Consider the following 18,314-nt stretch of genomic DNA (forward strand, 5'->3'; position numbering starts at 1 on the left):
ATTTATTTTGCTAATCATTATACCTCATAAGGGTATATAGAGGTGAGAGACATGAATGAAAAAAAAGAGGCCAATCTTCAAATATCGGGAATGACATGTGCGGCATGTGCAAATAGAATTGAAAAAGGTCTAAAAAAAGTAGAAGGTGTTCATGAGGCAAATGTAAATTTTGCACTTGAAAAAACAAAAATAATGTACGATCCAACTAAAACAAATCCGCAACAGTTTAAAGAAAAAGTTGAATCGTTAGGATATGGAATTGTAAGTGAAAAAGCTGAATTTACTGTTTCAGGAATGACATGTGCAGCATGTGCAAATAGAGTTGAAAAGCGTTTAAATAAGTTAGATGGTGTGAACAAAGCGACAGTAAATTTTGCTTTAGAATCAGCTACAGTAGACTTTAATCCTGATGAAGTTAATGTAAATGAAATGAAGAGTGCGATTACGAAGCTAGGATATAAATTAGAAGTCAAACCAGATGATCAAGATGCATCAACTGATCATCGATTACAAGAAATTGAAAGACAAAAGAAGAAGTTTATTATTTCGTTTATTTTATCTTTCCCATTATTGTGGGCAATGGTTAGTCATTTCTCATTTACGTCGTTTATTTATTTACCAGATATGTTAATGAACCCTTGGGTGCAACTAGCACTTGCAACTCCTGTTCAATTTATCATTGGTGGACAGTTTTATGTTGGAGCTTATAAAGCGTTACGTAATAAAAGTGCGAATATGGATGTTCTCGTGGCGCTTGGAACGTCGGCCGCGTATTTCTATAGTGTATATTTAAGTATTCAATCTATTGGTTCTTCGAAACATATGACAGATTTATATTTTGAAACGAGTGCGGTACTTATTACATTAATTATTTTAGGTAAATTATTTGAAGCGAAAGCAAAAGGGCGCTCATCAGAAGCAATTAAAAAATTGATGGGTTTACAAGCGAAGACAGCTACAGTTGTGCGAGATGGAACAGAAATAAAAATTTTGATTGAAGAAGTAGTAGCTGGTGATATCGTCTATGTAAAGCCTGGTGAAAAAATACCAGTAGATGGTGAGATTGTAGAAGGAAAGTCAGCAATTGATGAATCGATGTTAACGGGTGAAAGTATTCCTGTTGATAAGTCAATTGGGGATGTAGTAATAGGTTCGACAATAAATAAAAATGGATTTTTAAAAGTGAAAGCAACTAAGGTAGGAAGAGATACTGCATTAGCTCAAATTATTAAAGTAGTAGAAGAGGCACAAGGTTCAAAAGCTCCTATTCAAAGGGTAGCAGATCAAATTTCAGGTATTTTCGTACCGGTTGTAGTTGTGATTGCGATTATCACATTTGCAGTATGGATGATATTTGTTACACCTGGTGATTTTGGCGGAGCACTTGAGAAAATGATAGCAGTACTTGTTATTGCTTGTCCATGTGCATTAGGTCTTGCAACGCCTACATCTATTATGGCAGGATCAGGAAGATCGGCTGAGTATGGTATTTTATTTAAAGGTGGAGAGCATTTAGAAGCAACGCACCGATTAGATACGGTTATTTTAGATAAAACGGGTACAGTGACAAATGGGAAGCCGGTATTAACAGATGTAATTGTAGCAGATGGATTCAATGAAAATGAACTGCTTAGATTAGTAGGGGCAGCAGAAAGAAATTCTGAACATCCGCTTGCAGAAGCGATTGTAGAAGGAATTAAAGAAAAGAAAATTGATATCCCAAGTTCAGAAACGTTTGAAGCGATTCCGGGATTTGGTATCGAATCAGTTGTAGAAGGAAAACACTTATTAATTGGTACACGTCGATTAATGAAGAAATTCAATATTGATATTGAAGAAGTTTTTAAATCAATGGAAGCGCTAGAACGAGAAGGAAAAACAGCAATGCTTATTGCAATCGATAAAGAATATGCTGGTATAGTTGCCGTTGCAGATACTGTGAAAGATACTTCAAAAGCAGCTATCGCAAGACTGAAAAAAATGGGTCTAGACGTTGTGATGATTACAGGAGATAATACACAAACTGCTCAGGCAATTGCAAAGCAAGTTGGTATTGATCACGTAATTGCAGAAGTATTGCCAGAAGGAAAAGCAGAAGAAGTGAAAAAACTGCAAACAAATGGTAAGAAAGTAGCGATGGTTGGAGACGGGATAAATGATGCTCCTGCTCTTGCTACAGCGAACATTGGTATGGCAATTGGAACGGGAACGGATGTAGCGATGGAAGCAGCGGATATAACGTTAATCCGTGGTGACTTAAATAGTATTGCTGATGCGATATTTATGAGTAAAATGACGATAAGAAATATTAAACAAAATTTATTCTGGGCATTAGCTTATAACGCGTTAGGAATTCCAATTGCGGCATTAGGTTTCTTAGCCCCTTGGGTTGCTGGAGCAGCGATGGCATTTAGTTCTGTATCCGTTGTATTAAATGCATTACGATTACAAAGAGTTAAATTAAAATCTTAAAAAGCTACATTAAGTAATTGAATAGAATTAAAAAACAATACTTGAATAAGTATTGTTTTTTTGTTCGTATAGAAATTAAAACGATATAATAAAGCAGAAATATAGAATCGTATGTAGTAGAAAAGTTAAGAGGTAGTTTGGTAAGGAGACTTATATATGTTAAAAGATATTATAATTAGAACATTCCAGAAAAAAGATTTAGATCAAGTATTACAATTGTTCTATGAAACAGTTCATACGGTTAATGCAAAAGATTATAATGAGTTACAGCTACAGGCGTGGGCACCGGAGCGACTAGATAGAGAAAATTGGTTACAGTCTTTAGAAAAGAATATTAGCTATGTAGCCGATCATAAAGGTATGATTGTGGGGTTTGGGGATTATAACGATGATCGTTACGTAGATCGTTTATTTACGCATAAAGATTATCAAGGGAAAAGAGTCGCTTCATACATACTACAGAAGTTAGAAAAAGAAGCAGTGAACCTAGGGCATAGGGAGATATATACAGAGGCGAGCATTACCGCAAAACCTTTTTTTGAAAGTAAAGATTTTATTTGCATAAAAGAACAAAAGAAACAGCATAATGGTCAGATTTTTATTAATTATGTTATGAAAAAATATCCTTCTCATAAATGAGAAGGATGTTTTTCATTATTTTACAGCTTCTTTTAGTTCTTTACCAGCTTTGAAAGCAGGTACTTTAGAAGCTGCGATTTGCATTTCTTCACCAGTTTGTGGGTTACGGCCTGTACGAGCAGCTCTTTCGCGAACTTCGAATGTACCGAATCCGATAAGTTGTACTTTTTCACCAGCAGCTAAAGTGTTAGTGATTGATTCTACTACAGTTTGTACAACTACAGTAGCTTCTTTTTGAGAAATCTCAGCATTTTGTGCTACGTTTTTAATTAATTCTGTTTTGTTCATGTTTTTCACCTCATATGTAAATAATGCTATTTAAGTTGTTATTATAACGTATAAAACATTCGAGAACAAGTGTACGTACATATATTCGCAAAAAAAATGAAATTTGTAATATTTTTAGGGTTCTTTATAGACATTCTATTTAAGCCGACAGAGATTTGTTCTTCATTTCAGTCTTCTCTTGATAAGAAGATAGTTTCTTATTATAAGATATGAAGTAAGGTAGTGCTACAAATAACATACCTCCTACTAAATTTCCAAAGAAAACAAAAATAAAGTTTGGAAAATATTCAGCCCAAGTGAAATGACCGGCAAAAATTGCGGTTGGGATGACAAACATATTTGCTACAACGTGTTGAAATCCAATCGCAACAAAAGTCATAACTGGGAACCAAATACCGATAATCTTTCCGATAAATTCTTTACTTCCCATACTGAGCCAAACAGCTAAACAAACGAGCCAATTACATCCGATTGCAGAAATAAATGCTTGCAATGGTGTATCTTGTAGTTTCGCTTGAGCGATAGAAATAGTTTTCGCTAAAAAAGCTCCTTCAGTTAAGCCAACGATATGACCGAAAAAATAGGCTACAAATACAGCTCCTATGAAATTGCTAAATGTAACAATAACTAAATTTCGTATGAAATAAAATAAAGTAATTTTCTTTTGGAGCCAGGCCATAGAAACTGTCATCATGTTACCAGTTACTAGTTCACCGCCTGCAAGAATAACGAGAATAAGACCAACAGGGAATACAGCAGCGCCTAGAAAACTAGAAAATGATCCCCAATATTTTGGCATTGTCCCAATAACATGAATATCGAGTAAATACCCTAATGCGATAAAAGCACCGCCAAAAAAACCGAGAATTAGCATAGGGAGTAATGATAAATGAGCTTTTTTCCTTCCGGAATTCGCAGCAAGTTCCGTAATTTCTTCTGGTGTAAATACAGACATGAATAACCCCTCCGTAATAAAATGATGGAATGAATAGAAAAAGATTCGAAAATATATGTATTATAAAAATATGGTATGACTTCTGTATAAAATTGTCAAAGTGAATAGGGAGGAAATTACATATTAATAACATTGTTCATGTTGTCACATTAATGTAACAATAAGGATTTAAAGTGTTTCTAGAGGTGAAAACATGAATACGAATCATGTAAAAAAAGAACGAAAAAAATCAATCGTAAAGATATTTATTATTAGTTTTATAAGTATATTAATGATACTAGTAAGTTTGTATTATTATGCGACAGAAATAGAACGAAAACTAGTAACAGTTACATGGAATGAAATAGAAGCTTCTGCAATTCCTAAAGAATTTAATAATAAAAAAATGTTACAGTTTTCAGATGTACATTTAGGGCCAGAGATTACATTGAAGCAACTTGAACATTTGGTGGAGAAGATGAATGAATTACATCCAGATATAGTAGTTTTTACCGGAGATTTAATAGATAAATTTGGTTCTTATAGTGCAGAAAGAGAGGAAGCGAAGGCTATTTTGCAGAAAATTTATGCTCCCTTAGGGAAATATGCTGTGTTTGGGAATCATGATAGGGGCGGGGGCGGTAGTTTATTTTACAAAAGATATATGGAGGAAGCTGGTTTTTCTGTATTAGTAAATGAAGTGCAGAAAATTAAAGTGGAAAACGGCAAATATATTACAATATCAGGTTTGGATGATTTTCTATTAGGGAAGCCGAAAATAGATTCAACTTTAAAAAACTTGAAACAAAATGATTTTAACATGTTATTAGTACATGAGCCGGATGTTGTAACCAAAATAAATCGTTACCCAGTTGATCTTCAACTGTCAGGACATAGTCACGGAGGACAAGTCCAAATCCCTTTTGTAGGTCCGTTAATTACTACCAAACTAGCTGAGAGCTATGTTGAAGGTATGTATGAAGTGGAGGGGAAGAGTAAGCAGTTATATTTATATGTAAATCGTGGTATTGGGACTACTAGGATGCCTGTTAGATTTTGTAGTGTACCTGAACTTTCAGTTTTTGTGTTGAAGCAAAAGAGTGACTAGAATATTTAACAATATGATTCGGAGGAACGTGCGATGTTGGGCGATGGAAAACAGTTTCTTGAAACTTTAGATGTGACAAAGTAGTTTTCATAAATAAAAAACAACAATAGGACCTATAAAGGGTCCTATTGCTGTTTTTATCCTGCATTGATTGCCCATAAATGTCCGATTGATGGGGGCTAATTATAGTTTTACTTTGTTATTTTTGCAAGGAAAGACCATCAAAATATGTTCTATAGTTATTTGAGAATTCGAAGTTGTTTTTTGCATCCCAATTAATAGACCAAGACATTAGGCCGCGGAATGCAGGATAGCCACTCTGGTTAGAAAGTTTATACTTTCCTCCGAACGGAACTCCTTTAATGATATAATTTAAAGCTTTTTTCATTTCAGTTGGCGAAATGTATCCACCACTTGGAGCTGCCGCTGGTGCTGCTGGAAGCCCAATCATGACTTGATCTGAACGAAGAGCTGGGAAAATGTTATTTGCATTACCACCTACAGGAAAACCATGTAAGAGCATATCTGCCATAGCGACCTCGTAGTCTGCAGTACCTTGATTGTAGTTATTACCGTCCATTCCAATCCCGCTACCAGCGTTGTAGTGTTGAACATGAATGTATGTTAGTTTATCTTTCACTCCGTAAATAATTGGTAAATATGCACCCCATATGCTTCCATATGCGCTATAACCGCCTTGAACATAAGCTGTTTCAGGAGCCATGCTTAATAGAAAATCTGGACCATAATGATCTGAGATTGTTCGAATAGCTGATATAAGATTTACGATTTGGGGAGTAGTTGGATTTTTGAAATTAGTATCATTTCCGTTTAAGTAAATACCTGATTCAAGGTCAATATCTATTCCATCAAAACCGTATTTATCGATTAGAGACTGTATGGAATTAATAAAACGATCCTTAGCGGCATTGTCAGGAAGTAAAACGACTCCATTTTGTCCACCTATTGAAAGAACTACTTTCTTTCCTTTACTTTTTAAATAAGAAATATCTGATTTGAAGTCTGCATCTGTACCATACACAGGAGAAAATTCAACAGTGGAACGATCACCACCAGTTTCACCAAAAGATACATTGATTACATCCCATTTTGGTGAAACGTCTTTTAATTTAATAATGCCAGTACCGTTATCAAAGTTATGCCAATATCCAACGAGTAATTTTGAACCTAAATTGTTTGCTGCTTGTGCTTGGAAAGGGGATAGCGGTAGAAGTAAGAACATTACTAAAATACAACAAAAAAATTTGAACTTGTTTAACATATCAACACTCCTATACAAAAAGTTGTCTAGATGTATAATCTTGTTTATTTAATAATATCTGAAAATTCTTTCTTTTGTAAGGGGACTATAATTTTCTCAACAATTGTGTATGGGAAAGTATTAAACCTAATGTAATAATTTTTGAAGAAGGTTGAATTGTAATTGTTAAATTCAGAATATTTTGATATATTTTGAAGTATAGGACAAAATCTTTCGCACAGTACTCTTACATAAGTTTCAAAATTTAGTTTGGAAGGGGATGTACAAGATTTGGATAAAAATCTAAAGAAAGACCTCAAAATACGCCACATTACAATGATTTCAATTGGCGGCGTAATAGGGGCTGGTTTGTTTGTTGGAAGTGGTGCAGTTGTACATTCGGCAGGACCAGGTTCTATCGTTTCATATGCATTAGCAGGACTTCTAGTCATTTTCGTCATGAGAATGCTAGGAGAAATGGCAGCTGTTAATCCGACAAGTGGTTCATTTGCAACGTATGCAAGAGAAGCGATTGGTCCTTGGGCGGGTTATACAATAGGCTGGTTATACTGGTTTTTTTGGGTAATTGTTATTGCAATAGAAGCCACAGCAGGTGCTGGTATTATCCAATATTGGATTCCACAAATACCGCTTTGGTTATTAAGTTTAATATTAACAATTTTATTAACGCTGACGAACGTTTTTTCGGTGAAATCATTTGGAGAGTTTGAATATTGGTTTTCTTTTATTAAAGTAATAAGTATTGTTTTGTTCCTTTGTCTAGGTCTTGCTGTTATTTTAGGATTTGTTCCAGGAACAGAAGCACCCGGCACTTCGAATTTAATTGGACAAGGTGGATTTATGCCAAACGGTATAAGTTCGGTCCTGCTTGGAATTACTGTTGTTATATTTTCATTTATGGGATCAGAGATTGTAGCAGTAGCCGCAGGTGAATCTGCAGAACCTGTAAAAGCAGTAAAAACAGCAACAAACAGTGTGATTTGGCGTATTCTTGTATTTTTTATTGGGTCTATAGCGGTAGTTGTCACGCTACTGCCATGGAATTCAGCAAACATATTAAAAAGTCCATTTGTAGCTGTACTTGAACATATAGGAATACCAGCGGCAGCACAAATTATGAATTTTATCGTTTTAACAGCTGTACTTTCTTGCTTAAATTCAGGCTTATATACAAATTCAAGAATGCTTTTTTCAATGGCAGAAAGAGGAGATGCTCCAAAGTCATTTTTAAAATTGAACAGTAGTGGTGTTCCCGTTCGAGCGGTTTTATTTGGAACTTTCTTCGCTTATATTGGAGTTGTGTTTAGTTACATTTCTCCAGATAAAGTCTTTTTGTTTTTAGTGAATGCATCTGGCGGGATTGCGTTACTAGTTTATCTCGTTATTGCAGTTTCGCATTTAAAGATGCGTAAAAAAATGGGGAAAGTAGAACAACAAAATTTGAAAGTGAAAATGTGGCTTTTTCCGTATGTAACGTATGTTACAATTGCTGCTATTATAGCAGTTTTAGTTGCGATGTTCGCAATTGATACTTTACGTTCACAAGCATTTTTAACAATGTTTGTTACTGTTCTTATAATACTTTCTTATTTTATTTTTAATAGAAATAAAAATATCACAGTTTTGCATCCTAAAAGTAAGAATGAGGAATCTGTTCGATTCTAATTTTCTTATTTTCGAAGAGAGTTACACCCAATCATTGCTATAAAAGAATCATATATAATCATAGAAACAAGTAATTACTATTGTCATAGTGAATATAAACTTTTTTCTTGACTTTTTATACGAAGGCGAGCAAAATGGTAAAAAAGGAAGGGGGGATGATGATGGAAGAGTATGTATTAGAGCTGTATAACCTGTTATATACGACAGAATGGCAAGATATTGTTTCGTTTCTAGGAATCGTATTTTGCATGAAAATTGTAATTGTATATATGGAAGAGCAAGGTATGTTCTATTCCTTCTCATCTCCGTTCGATGTGCAGCGCGAGCCGTTGCTAAACTATGCCAATGTGAATTACGAACAATTTCCTTTTGTAGTTTTCTTTATGATTCGATTTATTACAGCAATTGTAAGGAAAAAGGAAAGTGACGATGAAGAGTGCCACTCAACTTGTAATATAGCGAATGTTTTTTAAGCTAAATACAAGGAGGAGATTTATATGTGGTTTCGATTTCTTATGATTGGTTTCTTTTCATTAACAGCAATTTCATTAATGGGATATCAAGTGTCTGAAATTTTTCAAGCATATAGCGATACATTTTTTAACAAAAACTAATCGCATTGCTATTTGAATAATAAAGCGATAAAATCCTTCTTAAGAAGTTTTATTAAGAAGGATTTTTTTCTTTGTCTTGTCTTGCTGTGTCAAACTATTGTCACATTTACACTGTGAATAATATGTTAAAATAGTGAGGTTATGTATACATACTTGAAGGAAGAGGGAGTGACCATTTTGGTGGATCAATCAACAAATCAGAAAAGCTATGCTCCTATTGTGATAACGCTTTCTGTAATTGTAAATGCGATTATTTTATTTTTGTTCTTTGGACCTGTTGGCTATGAAGGAGAAGTACATTTTGATGTAACGATTTTACCAATGTTAAACGCGATTTTTAATAGCTTTACGTTCGTATTTTTATTAGCAGCGTTATTCTCTATTATTAAAAAGAATGTGAAAATGCATCGTGGTTTTATCCTTGCAGCATTTACGACAACTTTACTATTTTGTGTGTCGTATTTATCGTATCATTACTTAGCACCGGCAACACATTTTGGCGGAGAAGGATTCATTAAATATGTGTATTTCATCATTTTAATTACACATATTATCCTAGCAGCAATTATCGTACCACTTGCATTGTTTGCGCTTGTATTTGGTTTTACAAATCAATTAACACGTCACCGTAAAATTGTACGTTGGACGATGCCGATTTGGTTATATGTAAGTTTATCTGGTGTTATTGTTTACTTAATGATCTCACCTTATTACCAATAAAAAAATCTCAGCCTGTAGGCTGGGATTTTTTTATTAAGCAAATATTTTTGTGAAATGAAAAAAATATGGTATACAAAAGTATAGTTGCTTTTCATATAGAAGGGATGGTAAAGAAATATGCAAAATTTTGTATTTCGTAATCCAACGAAACTTATTTTCGGTAAAGGTCAATTAGAACAGTTAAAAACTGAAATTCCACAGTTCGGTAAAAAAGTTCTTCTCGTATACGGGGGAGGCAGCATTAAAAGAAACGGTATTTATGATAATGTAATTTCTATTTTAAAGGATATTAATGCAGAAGTATTTGAATTAACAGGTGTTGAACCGAATCCACGTGTATCAACTGTAAAGAAAGGGATTCAAATTTGTAAAGAGAATGGTGTTGAATTTATTTTAGCAGTTGGTGGAGGAAGTGTAATCGACTGTACGAAGGCAATTGCAGCTGGTAGTAAGTACGATGGAGATGTATGGGATATTGTAACGAAAAAAACATTTGCTAATGAGGCATTACCATTTGGTACTGTACTTACTCTTGCAGCAACAGGATCTGAAATGAATGCAGGCTCGGTAATTACAAACTGGGAAACGAATGAAAAGTATGGATGGGGTAGCCCGGTTACTTTCCCGCAGTTTTCGATTTTAGATCCAGTTCATACTACTTCTGTACCGAAAGATCAAACAATTTACGGTATGGTAGATATTATGTCGCACGTATTAGAACAATATTTCCATCATGGAACGAATACAGAACTACAAGATCGTTATTGTGAAGCTGTTTTAAAAACAGTAATTGAGACAGCTCCTAAGCTTTTAAGTGATTTAGAAAATTATGAGCATAGAGAAACTATTTTATATTGTGGTACTATGGCGTTAAACGGCATTTTAGCAATGGGAGTAAAAGGAGATTGGGCGACTCATAATATTGAGCATGCAGTTTCTGCTGTTCATGATATACCACACGGGGGTGGCCTTGCGATTTTATTCCCGAACTGGATGAAGCATGTTGTAGAGGAAAATGTAAGTCGTTTTAAACAGTTTGCTATTCGAGTATTCAATGTAGAAACAGATGGAAAGACTGATCGAGAAATTGCGTTAGAAGGAATTCAGGCGTTACGTCAATTTTGGACTTCAATTGAGGCGCCAGTAACATTATCTGATTACGCTATTGGAGAAAATGAAATTGATTTAATGGCGGATAAAGCGATGGCGTATGGTGAATTTGGTAACTTTAAAAAATTAAATAAAGATGATGTTTTAAGTATATATAAAGCTTCTTTATAAGTGAATTTAGAAAAGAAACCTATTTGATTGTTTGATCGAATAGGTTTCTTTTTGCTGTTTATAAACGTTTTTGGGTGTTTTTGATTATTTTTGATTGTTTACGGTTGATTTTTGTGACCGTTTTCATTATACTGTAATCAAAGAAGAGGTGAATAAAATGTTAACTCCTGAACGTCATCAAATGATATTGCAACTTGTAAAAGAACAGAAAGTTGTAAAATTACAGCAATTAGTTGAAAGAACAGAAAGCTCTGAATCGACAATTCGCCGTGATTTAGCGCAATTGGAAAAGCAAAGGTTATTAAAAAGAGTTCATGGTGGTGCCGCTGTTTTAACAGGAAAAGGGCAAGAACCAACGATGGTTGAAAAATCATCCAAAAACATTCAAATAAAACAACAAATTGCTAAGTATGCGGCTAGCGTTATTGAACAAGGTGATTGTATTTATTTAGATGCAGGAAGTACAACATTTGAAATGATTCCATTTTTAATAAATAAAGATGTTACTGTCGTTACGAATGGACTTATGCATATTGAAGCTTTAGTTGAAAATAATATTCGTGCGTATTTACTAGGCGGAATGATGAAGAGTAGGACGAAAGCTTTAATCGGTGCTATGGCACAGGAAAGTATGCAGAAGTATCGTTTTGATAAATGTTTTTTAGGTGCAAATGGTGTACATGAACAGCTTGGCTTTACAACGCCAGATCCAGAAGAAGCGCTCTTAAAACAAATGGCATTAACATTAGCAAACGAAGGATATTTCTTAATTGATGAAAGTAAGTTTTCAGAAGTTGCATTTGCGAAAATTGCAAATGTTGAAGATGCAAATATTATTACAAACCATTTAGAAATTGATTTAGAAAAATATAAAAGACAAACCAATGTAATTGAGGCTGATAAACAATGATCTATACAGTTACTTTAAACCCATCTATTGATTATGTAGTGCAAGTTTCTTCTTTTGATTTAGGAACAATAAATCGAGCGGAAAAAGATATGAAGTTTCCTGGAGGAAAAGGAATTAATGTTTCTCGTGTTCTTCAGCGTTTAGGTGTTAAAAATATAGCACTTGGATTTACTGGTGGATTTACTGGTCAATTTATTAAAGAGGTATTACAGACGGAAGGTGTAACAACAAACTTCGTCCAAGTAGATGAAGATACTCGCATTAATGTGAAAATAAAAGGGGAAGAAGAAACAGAATTAAATGGCCAAGGTCCTATTGTAACAAAAGAGCAGTTCGAACAGTTAATGAAAAAAATTGAGAGTATGCAACCTGGAGATTGTGTTGTACTTGCTGGGAGTGTACCGGTTTCTATTCCAAGTACCTTTTACGAATCAATTGCTGCGTTTGGAGCTGAAAAAGGTATTCGTGTAGTAGTAGATGCAAGTGGAAGTGCACTGCAACATGTAATTAAAAATAAGCCATTTTTAATTAAGCCAAATCATCATGAACTTGGTGAGTTGTTTGGAGTGGAGCTTTCAACAGTAGAGGACGTTTTACCTTATGGAAGAAAATTAATTGAACAAGGTGTAAAATACGTTATCGTATCGATGGCTGGAGAGGGAGCTTTATTATTTACGGCAGAAGGTATATATGAAGCGACTGTTCCAAAAGGTGTTGTAATTAATTCAGTTGGGGCCGGGGATTCTCTTGTTGCAGGGTTTGTAGGCAAATATGAACAGACAAAAGATATTGAAAAGGCATTTCAATACGGCGTTGCAACAGGGAGTGCAACAGCATTTTCAGCTGATTTATGTAAGAAGGAAAAAGTAGAAGAATTATTGTCGCAAGTAATTGTAGCTAAGCGATAGGGGGAAGCAACATATGAAAATTACAGAACTATTAAAAAGGGATACAGTCATTATGGATTTGACAGCTTCAAATAAAGAAGCTGTCATAGATGAATTAGTTGAGAAATTAAACGGGGCAAATCGTTTAAATAGTAAAACGGAATTTAAAGAAGCTATTTTAAAGCGGGAGTCCCAAAGTACGACTGGAATAGGGGAAGGTATTGCAATACCTCATGCGAAGACAAAGGCTGTTAAACAACCATCGATTTGTTTTGGTAGAAGTGTAAGCGGTATCAATTATGAGTCGCTTGACGGACAGCCAGCACACTTATTCTTTATGATTGCTGCAAGTGAAGGAGCGAATAATACTCATTTAGAAACGTTGTCTCGTTTATCGACATTATTAATGGATGAAGGATTTCGCAAGCAACTATTAGAAGCAAAGGATGAAAGTGAGCTTCTTCAACTATTTGATGAAAAAGAGAATGAAAAAGAAGAAGAGATTGAAGTCGCAAAACCAGAAGGAAATGAACCGTACGTACTTGCTGTTACAGCTTGTCCAACTGGAATCGCTCACACATATATGGCAGCGGATAGCTTAAAAGCAAAAGCGACAGAGTTAGGAATAGCGATTAAAGTTGAAACAAACGGATCAACAGGTATTAAAAACGGTTTAACGAAAGAGGATATTGAACGTGCAACAGCTATTATTGTTGCGGCGGATAAACAAGTAGAAATGAATCGTTTTGCTGGTAAACATGTCATTCAAGTGCCAGTTGCTGATGGGATTCGAAAAACGGAAAATCTGCTTAAGCGAGCTGTCAAACAAGATGCACCAATCTTTAAAGGTGTAAAAGAGGACGGGAAATCAGAAAGTATTGAGGGAGAAAAAGGATTAGGAATTTATAAGCATTTAATGAGCGGTGTAAGTAATATGCTTCCATTCGTTGTTGGCGGCGGGATTTTAATAGCGCTAGCGTTTTCGTTTGGTGGTATAAAGGCGGAAGGTCCTTTAGCTGAATTGTTCATGTCAATTGGTGGAGGAAAAACAGGTGCGTTTTTATTCCTTGTACCAATTTTAGCTGGATTTATTGCAAGTTCTATTGCTGATCGTCCTGGTTTTATGCCTGGTGTTGTAGGTGGATTTTTAGCGGCGAATGCGAATGCTGGATTTTTAGGTGGGTTAATTGCTGGTTTCTTAGCTGGATATATTGTTTTAGGGTTGAAAAGATTATTTTCAGGACTACCAGTACAATTAGAAGGAATTAAACCTGTATTGTTATATCCAGTCTTTGGATTATTGATTACAGGAGTTGTAATGCAAAAAGTAGTAATTCCGCCTGTAGTAGCATTAAATGAAATGTTGACAGGGTGGTTAAATGGTTTAAACGGTACGAATGCTATATTACTAGGTCTTATTTTAGGTGGTATGATGGCAATTGATATGGGGGGGCCAATTAATAAAGCGGCATTTACGTTTGGTATTGCTGCAATAGAAGCACAGAATTTTGGAGTGCACTCAGCAGTTATGGCTGGTGGGATGGTACCGCCACTTGCGATTGCATTCGCAACTACATTCTTTAAATCAAAGTTTACAGAAGCGGAACGTAAATCTGGTTTAACCAATTATATTATGGGAGCATCGTTCATTACAGAAGGTGCGATTCCGTTTGCTGCTGCAGATCCGGTTCGAGTAATCGTAAGTTGTGTTGTTGGTTCAAGTATTGCAGGTGCGTTATCTATGTTATTCCAAATTACATTACCGGCACCGCATGGTGGATTATTTGTAATAGCGTTAGTAAATAAACCGTTACTATATATTTTCTCTATATTAATTGGAACAATTGTTTCGGCTGTTATGCTAGGTGTTTGGAAAAAGAAAGTTCAATAACAAATAAAAAGAGAGCAGTTTTTAGTAGCTGCTCTCTTTTTATTACAAAAAAATAGGTTAACAATTGAATATTGATGTTTTTTGGTAAAAGATGTAACGAATTGTGAATTTTTTGTAACAAAAAAGTAACACTGTAATTTTTTCTGGAAAAAAGTTCTTGTGCTCGTATATGAAAAATATATGAAAACCACTGGAGATTGTATGAGGAATACATTTTATTAATATGGAAATTTATGTTACAACTCGTTAATCGTATATTACGAATGCTTTGTAATTGTGTGATTTCTAAAAATTCTAAAAATCTGTTGCTATAATGAAAATACGAAAACAAAGCAAATGGAGGCTATTCATGAAAAAATTATTAGGTATAGCAACAGCAGCAGTTTTTGGTCTTGGGATTTTTGCGGGTTCTGCTAAAGCGGAAACAATTGTAACAACAGACGTATTAAATGTTAGAGAAAACCCAAATGTAGAGTCAAAGCTTGTAGGTAAAGTGTTCAGTGGGAATACACTAGATGTTATAAATACAGAAAATGGATGGACAAAAATTAAGTTGAACGGTAAGGAAGCGTTTGTAAGTGCCGATTTTACAAAGAGCACATATTATGTAACGGCAGGCGTATTAAATGTTCGTGCTGGAGCGAATACTGATTCTGAAATTTTAGGTAAACTTAATAAAAATGATGTGATTGAAACGACGAATCAAGTTCAAAATGAATGGTTACAATTCGACTACAATGGAAAAGTTGGATATGTTCACGTGCCATTTTTAACAGGAACAGCACCTGTGATCGAAAAGAAAGAGGTTGTAGCTCAAGAAGAAGCGCCAGCTAGAACAAATACGCCAGTTAAAAATAATACAGTGGTTAAGAATAAAGAGTCTGTTAAGAGTAACGATTCTATTAAGAATGTAGAATCAAGTAAACCTGTGGTAAAAGAAAAACCGGCTGCAAAACCAGTTGCAAAATCTACTGAAACAAGTGCGCCTACTGGTAGTCGTGAAATTACAGTAGAAGCGACGGCATATACAGCAGATCCGAGTGAGAATGGTTCGTATGGTGGTCGTGTATTAACTGCAATGGGGCATGATTTAACAGCAAATCCAAATATGAAAGTAATTGCTGTTGATCCGAAAGTAATTCCGCTTGGATCAAAAGTATGGGTAGAAGGATATGGAGAAGCGATTGCTGGAGACACTGGTGGTGCGATTAAAGGAAATCGTATTGATGTATTAGTCGGTTCAGATGGTAGTGCTAATAGCTGGGGGCGCAAATCTGTAAAAGTGAAAGTTATACAATAGGTTATCGATATTAATATAAAAAGCGGTTGCTTGAAACTATGTAAGCAGCCGCTTTTTATGGATTATTGAAATGGATAAATAGTTTTACCTGTAATAATTTTATATGCACTGCAAAATTGCGTTTGTATATATTCTGTATTTTTATTTTCTGGATGTAATGTTGTTTCATGGAGAGTAGAATGAAAAGCCCGTAGTAAACAATTTAGGGCGAAGTATAATTCCTCTTGTGAACAATTTTGTTCTTTTGTAGAAGTGGCTAAAATGAGGTCTTTTGTCAAAGATGAAAAATTGATGGTGGATTGTTTCATAGTTAACTCATCCTCTCGAAACTATTTTTATCATGTATATGCAGAATTGGACAAACTATGTTCTTTTTTCTGTATAATTTCATGTACCGAAATGAAAGAACTTGCAATCATGCCGTTAAAATTGGTAAGATTGGGTATAATCAATAGATGGAGTATATTACATAAAGAGAGTTGAATGATATGGGAGAAGTGCAACGTGAAAAAGTTGCTGTCATCATTGGACCAACTGCTGTTGGAAAGACGAAGTTAAGTATCGATCTTGCCAAAGCGTTGAACGGTGAAATTATTAGTGGTGATTCCATGCAGATCTATCGAACGATGGATATTGGAACTGCAAAGGTAACAAAAGCAGAGATGGACGGAATTCCACATTATATGATCGATATAAAAAATCCGGAAGATTCATTTTCTGTCGCGGAATTTCAAGAACGTGTTCGCAAGCATATTCGAGAAATTACAGAACGTGGTAAATTACCAATTATAGTTGGTGGGACCGGTCTTTATATACAATCTGTTTTATTCGATTATCAGTTTACAGATGATGCTGGTGATGTGATATACCGAGAGCAAATGGAAAAGTTAGCTTTAGAACGCGGTGTGGAATATGTACATAAAAAATTGCAAGAAGTAGATCCAGAAAGTGCGGAGCGTATTCATGCAAATAATGCACGACGTGTCATTCGGGCGTTAGAAATTTTCCACATGACGGGTGAAAAAATGAGTGACCAAATTGAGAAACAAGAAAAAGAGTTACTCTATGATGTTTCATTAATTGGCTTGACAATGGATCGAGAAATGCTATACGATCGCATTAACTTACGAGTGGATTTGATGATGGAACAAGGCCTATTAGAGGAAGTAGAAGGGCTGTATAATAGAGGGATACGAGATTGTCAATCTATTCAAGCGATTGGATATAAAGAAATCTATGATTATTTTGAGAATCGAGCCTCTTTAGAAGATGCGGTGTCACAATTAAAGACGAATTCGCGTCGTTATGCAAAACGTCAATTAACGTGGTTCCGTAATAAAATGGATGTCACGTGGTTTGATGTTACAGACGGTGAAAAAACGTCAGAAATTTTACGATACATAGAAGGAAAGTTACAAGTAAAGTCGAATAATAGTAAGTAGAGAAAAAGAGGAGGATTCGACATGAAGCAATCAATCAATATTCAAGATCAGTTTTTAAATCAACTCCGTAAAGAAAATACGTTTGTTACGCTGTACTTATTAAATGGTTTCCAGCTTCGTGGACTAATTAAAGGATTTGATAATTTTACAGTCCTGCTGGAAACAGAAGGTAAGCAGCAGCTTATTTATAAACATGCAATTTCTACATTTGTACCACAAAAAAATGTTTCAATTGAATTAGAATAGTAATGAATTATTGTACATAACAAAAAAGAGCGAGTTTCCTCGCTCTTTTTTTATTTGTCATAAACAATATATGATGAAATTTAAGCGATTCTAAATACAGTAAGGCGGATATTAGTATTTCCTGTCGCAGGGATCGTAATCTCATTAAGAGTAGATTGAACAGAAATTCTTGCACCAGCTGCTAATGTTTCGATTGTAGTAAATGAAAGTGAGTCGCCTATTAAATTTGAAGAGAAATTATCAGTTGCGACTGCTCCATTAATTGAAATGCCTACTCCGAGTGGAGCGCATCCTGGCGCAGTTGTAGAAATGGATACGCTAATTACATAAATACCACCGTTAATAACAGTAACTGTATCTGTGCCGTTGAAGATAATATTGTTTACGTTAATTGCAGTACTAAAAATAAAGTTATTAAATTGCAGTACTGTTTGCTGAATATTGTTTGTTACAACAATTGTTGCTATAGGGAAGCTAGGTCCAGTTGGCCCAGTAGGTCCGGTAGGTCCACCAGAAGGTCCAGTAGGTCCAGTAACTCCTATGCCAGTAGCGCCGGTAGCACCCGTTGGTCCTTGAATGCCTTGAGGTCCGGTAGCGCCCGTGTTACCTTGAACACCCTGAGGTCCAGTAGCACC

At 35.0% G+C, this 18,314-nt stretch carries 18 protein-coding genes; 13 read left to right on the forward strand and 5 right to left on the reverse strand.

Features of this window, described 5'->3' with window-relative positions; all coding sequences use genetic code 11:
* The first annotated feature begins 51 nt into the window (after positions 1–51).
* Both DN404_RS18605 and DN404_RS18610 read left to right on the forward strand, forming a co-directional pair.
* A complete protein-coding gene (locus DN404_RS18605) occupies positions 52–2,472 on the forward strand; it encodes a heavy metal translocating P-type ATPase (RefSeq protein WP_149215320.1) in 2,421 nt (806 codons plus the stop codon).
* A gap of 156 nt (positions 2,473–2,628) precedes the next feature.
* Entirely contained in the window at positions 2,629–3,111 is a 483-nt protein-coding gene (locus DN404_RS18610) for a GNAT family N-acetyltransferase (RefSeq protein ID WP_000910167.1), read from the forward strand.
* Between the two features lie 15 nt (positions 3,112–3,126).
* On the opposite strand, the gene DN404_RS18615 is transcribed toward DN404_RS18610, so the two are convergent.
* Positions 3,127–3,399: an HU family DNA-binding protein gene (locus DN404_RS18615; protein WP_001043904.1), complete on the reverse strand. Its 273-nt coding sequence runs from the start codon at positions 3,397–3,399 to the stop codon at positions 3,127–3,129.
* 139 nt (positions 3,400–3,538) lie between these two features.
* Positions 3,539–4,354, reverse strand: a complete 816-nt coding sequence (locus DN404_RS18620) for a formate/nitrite transporter family protein (RefSeq protein ID WP_149215321.1) — start codon at positions 4,352–4,354, stop codon at positions 3,539–3,541.
* 193 nt (positions 4,355–4,547) lie between these two features.
* Here DN404_RS18620 and DN404_RS18625 point away from each other — a divergent pair, with 193 nt between their 5' ends.
* Complete coding sequence (locus DN404_RS18625; protein WP_149215322.1) at positions 4,548–5,441, forward strand: metallophosphoesterase; 894 nt, start codon at positions 4,548–4,550, stop codon at positions 5,439–5,441.
* A 199-nt stretch (positions 5,442–5,640) separates the two neighbouring features.
* Here DN404_RS18625 and DN404_RS18630 read toward each other — a convergent pair whose 3' ends face one another.
* The gene (locus DN404_RS18630) at positions 5,641–6,723 is read right to left on the reverse strand and encodes a chitinase (RefSeq protein WP_000932436.1); all 1,083 of its coding nucleotides are present in this window, start codon (positions 6,721–6,723) and stop codon (positions 5,641–5,643) included.
* A 270-nt stretch (positions 6,724–6,993) separates the two neighbouring features.
* Between DN404_RS18630 and gabP the strand changes: the two genes are divergently transcribed.
* The 8 genes from gabP (at position 6,994) to entD (ending at position 15,991) form a co-directional block, all read left to right on the forward strand.
* The gene (gabP, locus tag DN404_RS18640; RefSeq protein ID WP_000360111.1) at positions 6,994–8,388 is read left to right on the forward strand and encodes a GABA permease; all 1,395 of its coding nucleotides are present in this window, start codon (positions 6,994–6,996) and stop codon (positions 8,386–8,388) included.
* Positions 8,389–8,522: 134 nt separating this feature from the next.
* Positions 8,523–8,861 carry a hypothetical protein gene (locus DN404_RS18645; RefSeq protein ID WP_002026213.1) on the forward strand — a complete coding sequence of 113 codons (339 nt, stop codon included), beginning with the start codon at positions 8,523–8,525 and terminating at the stop codon, positions 8,859–8,861.
* Positions 8,862–9,179: 318 nt separating this feature from the next.
* On the forward strand, positions 9,180–9,722 hold the full coding sequence (locus tag DN404_RS18650) for a DUF420 domain-containing protein (RefSeq protein ID WP_000228315.1): 543 nt from the start codon (positions 9,180–9,182) through the stop codon (positions 9,720–9,722).
* Positions 9,723–9,839: 117 nt separating this feature from the next.
* Complete coding sequence (locus tag DN404_RS18655; RefSeq protein ID WP_025708990.1) at positions 9,840–11,003, forward strand: iron-containing alcohol dehydrogenase; 1,164 nt, start codon at positions 9,840–9,842, stop codon at positions 11,001–11,003.
* 157 nt (positions 11,004–11,160) lie between these two features.
* Positions 11,161–11,913 carry a DeoR/GlpR family DNA-binding transcription regulator gene (locus tag DN404_RS18660; RefSeq protein ID WP_048535084.1) on the forward strand — a complete coding sequence of 251 codons (753 nt, stop codon included), beginning with the start codon at positions 11,161–11,163 and terminating at the stop codon, positions 11,911–11,913.
* Positions 11,910–12,821: a 1-phosphofructokinase gene (pfkB, locus tag DN404_RS18665; RefSeq protein ID WP_048535082.1), complete on the forward strand. Its 912-nt coding sequence runs from the start codon at positions 11,910–11,912 to the stop codon at positions 12,819–12,821. The genes DN404_RS18660 and pfkB overlap by 4 nt, the downstream gene beginning before the upstream one ends.
* 13 nt (positions 12,822–12,834) lie before the next feature.
* Positions 12,835–14,691 (forward strand): PTS fructose transporter subunit IIABC, encoded by a 1,857-nt coding sequence (locus DN404_RS18670; protein ID WP_149215324.1) that lies wholly within the window; start codon positions 12,835–12,837, stop codon positions 14,689–14,691.
* Between the two features lie 349 nt (positions 14,692–15,040).
* On the forward strand, positions 15,041–15,991 hold the full coding sequence (entD, locus tag DN404_RS18675) for a cell wall-binding protein EntD (protein ID WP_149215325.1): 951 nt from the start codon (positions 15,041–15,043) through the stop codon (positions 15,989–15,991).
* Positions 15,992–16,053: 62 nt separating this feature from the next.
* Here the strand turns inward: entD and DN404_RS18680 are convergent, their stop codons facing one another.
* Entirely contained in the window at positions 16,054–16,299 is a 246-nt protein-coding gene (locus DN404_RS18680; RefSeq protein ID WP_000814429.1) for a hypothetical protein, read from the reverse strand.
* A gap of 180 nt (positions 16,300–16,479) precedes the next feature.
* On the opposite strand from DN404_RS18680, the gene miaA reads away from it, so the two are divergent.
* Together miaA and hfq are read left to right on the forward strand one after the other, a co-directional pair.
* Positions 16,480–17,433, forward strand: coding sequence for a tRNA (adenosine(37)-N6)-dimethylallyltransferase MiaA (miaA, locus tag DN404_RS18685; RefSeq protein WP_006922262.1), 954 nt, complete (start codon positions 16,480–16,482; stop codon positions 17,431–17,433).
* Positions 17,434–17,454: 21 nt separating this feature from the next.
* Positions 17,455–17,679, forward strand: coding sequence for an RNA chaperone Hfq (gene hfq / locus DN404_RS18690; protein WP_000813896.1), 225 nt, complete (start codon positions 17,455–17,457; stop codon positions 17,677–17,679).
* An 80-nt stretch (positions 17,680–17,759) separates the two neighbouring features.
* Here hfq and DN404_RS18695 read toward each other — a convergent pair.
* On the reverse strand, positions 17,760–18,314 hold a 555-nt coding region (locus DN404_RS18695), incomplete at its 5' end, for a collagen-like protein (protein ID WP_000430214.1).

Origin of the sequence: Bacillus sp. TE8-1, assembly GCF_008368855.1 — a bacterium.
In the GTDB taxonomy this organism is placed as follows: domain Bacteria; phylum Bacillota; class Bacilli; order Bacillales; family Bacillaceae_G; genus Bacillus_A; species Bacillus_A cereus.

Coding starts and splice junctions, on each gene's coding strand:
- DN404_RS18655 (WP_025708990.1), top strand. CDS start 9,840: ATGCAAAATTTTGTATTTCGTAATCCAACGAAACTTATTTTCGGTAAA.
- DN404_RS18605 (WP_149215320.1), top strand. CDS start 52: ATGAATGAAAAAAAAGAGGCCAATCTTCAAATATCGGGAATGACATGT.
- hfq (WP_000813896.1), top strand. CDS start 17,455: ATGAAGCAATCAATCAATATTCAAGATCAGTTTTTAAATCAACTCCGT.
- DN404_RS18620 (WP_149215321.1), bottom strand. CDS start 4,354: ATGTCTGTATTTACACCAGAAGAAATTACGGAACTTGCTGCGAATTCC.
- DN404_RS18630 (WP_000932436.1), bottom strand. CDS start 6,723: ATGTTAAACAAGTTCAAATTTTTTTGTTGTATTTTAGTAATGTTCTTA.
- DN404_RS18645 (WP_002026213.1), top strand. CDS start 8,523: ATGGTAAAAAAGGAAGGGGGGATGATGATGGAAGAGTATGTATTAGAG.
- DN404_RS18615 (WP_001043904.1), bottom strand. CDS start 3,399: ATGAACAAAACAGAATTAATTAAAAACGTAGCACAAAATGCTGAGATT.
- miaA (WP_006922262.1), top strand. CDS start 16,480: ATGGGAGAAGTGCAACGTGAAAAAGTTGCTGTCATCATTGGACCAACT.
- DN404_RS18670 (WP_149215324.1), top strand. CDS start 12,835: ATGAAAATTACAGAACTATTAAAAAGGGATACAGTCATTATGGATTTG.
- DN404_RS18660 (WP_048535084.1), top strand. CDS start 11,161: ATGTTAACTCCTGAACGTCATCAAATGATATTGCAACTTGTAAAAGAA.
- entD (WP_149215325.1), top strand. CDS start 15,041: ATGAAAAAATTATTAGGTATAGCAACAGCAGCAGTTTTTGGTCTTGGG.
- DN404_RS18625 (WP_149215322.1), top strand. CDS start 4,548: ATGAATACGAATCATGTAAAAAAAGAACGAAAAAAATCAATCGTAAAG.
- DN404_RS18680 (WP_000814429.1), bottom strand. CDS start 16,299: ATGAAACAATCCACCATCAATTTTTCATCTTTGACAAAAGACCTCATT.
- pfkB (WP_048535082.1), top strand. CDS start 11,910: ATGATCTATACAGTTACTTTAAACCCATCTATTGATTATGTAGTGCAA.
- DN404_RS18610 (WP_000910167.1), top strand. CDS start 2,629: ATGTTAAAAGATATTATAATTAGAACATTCCAGAAAAAAGATTTAGAT.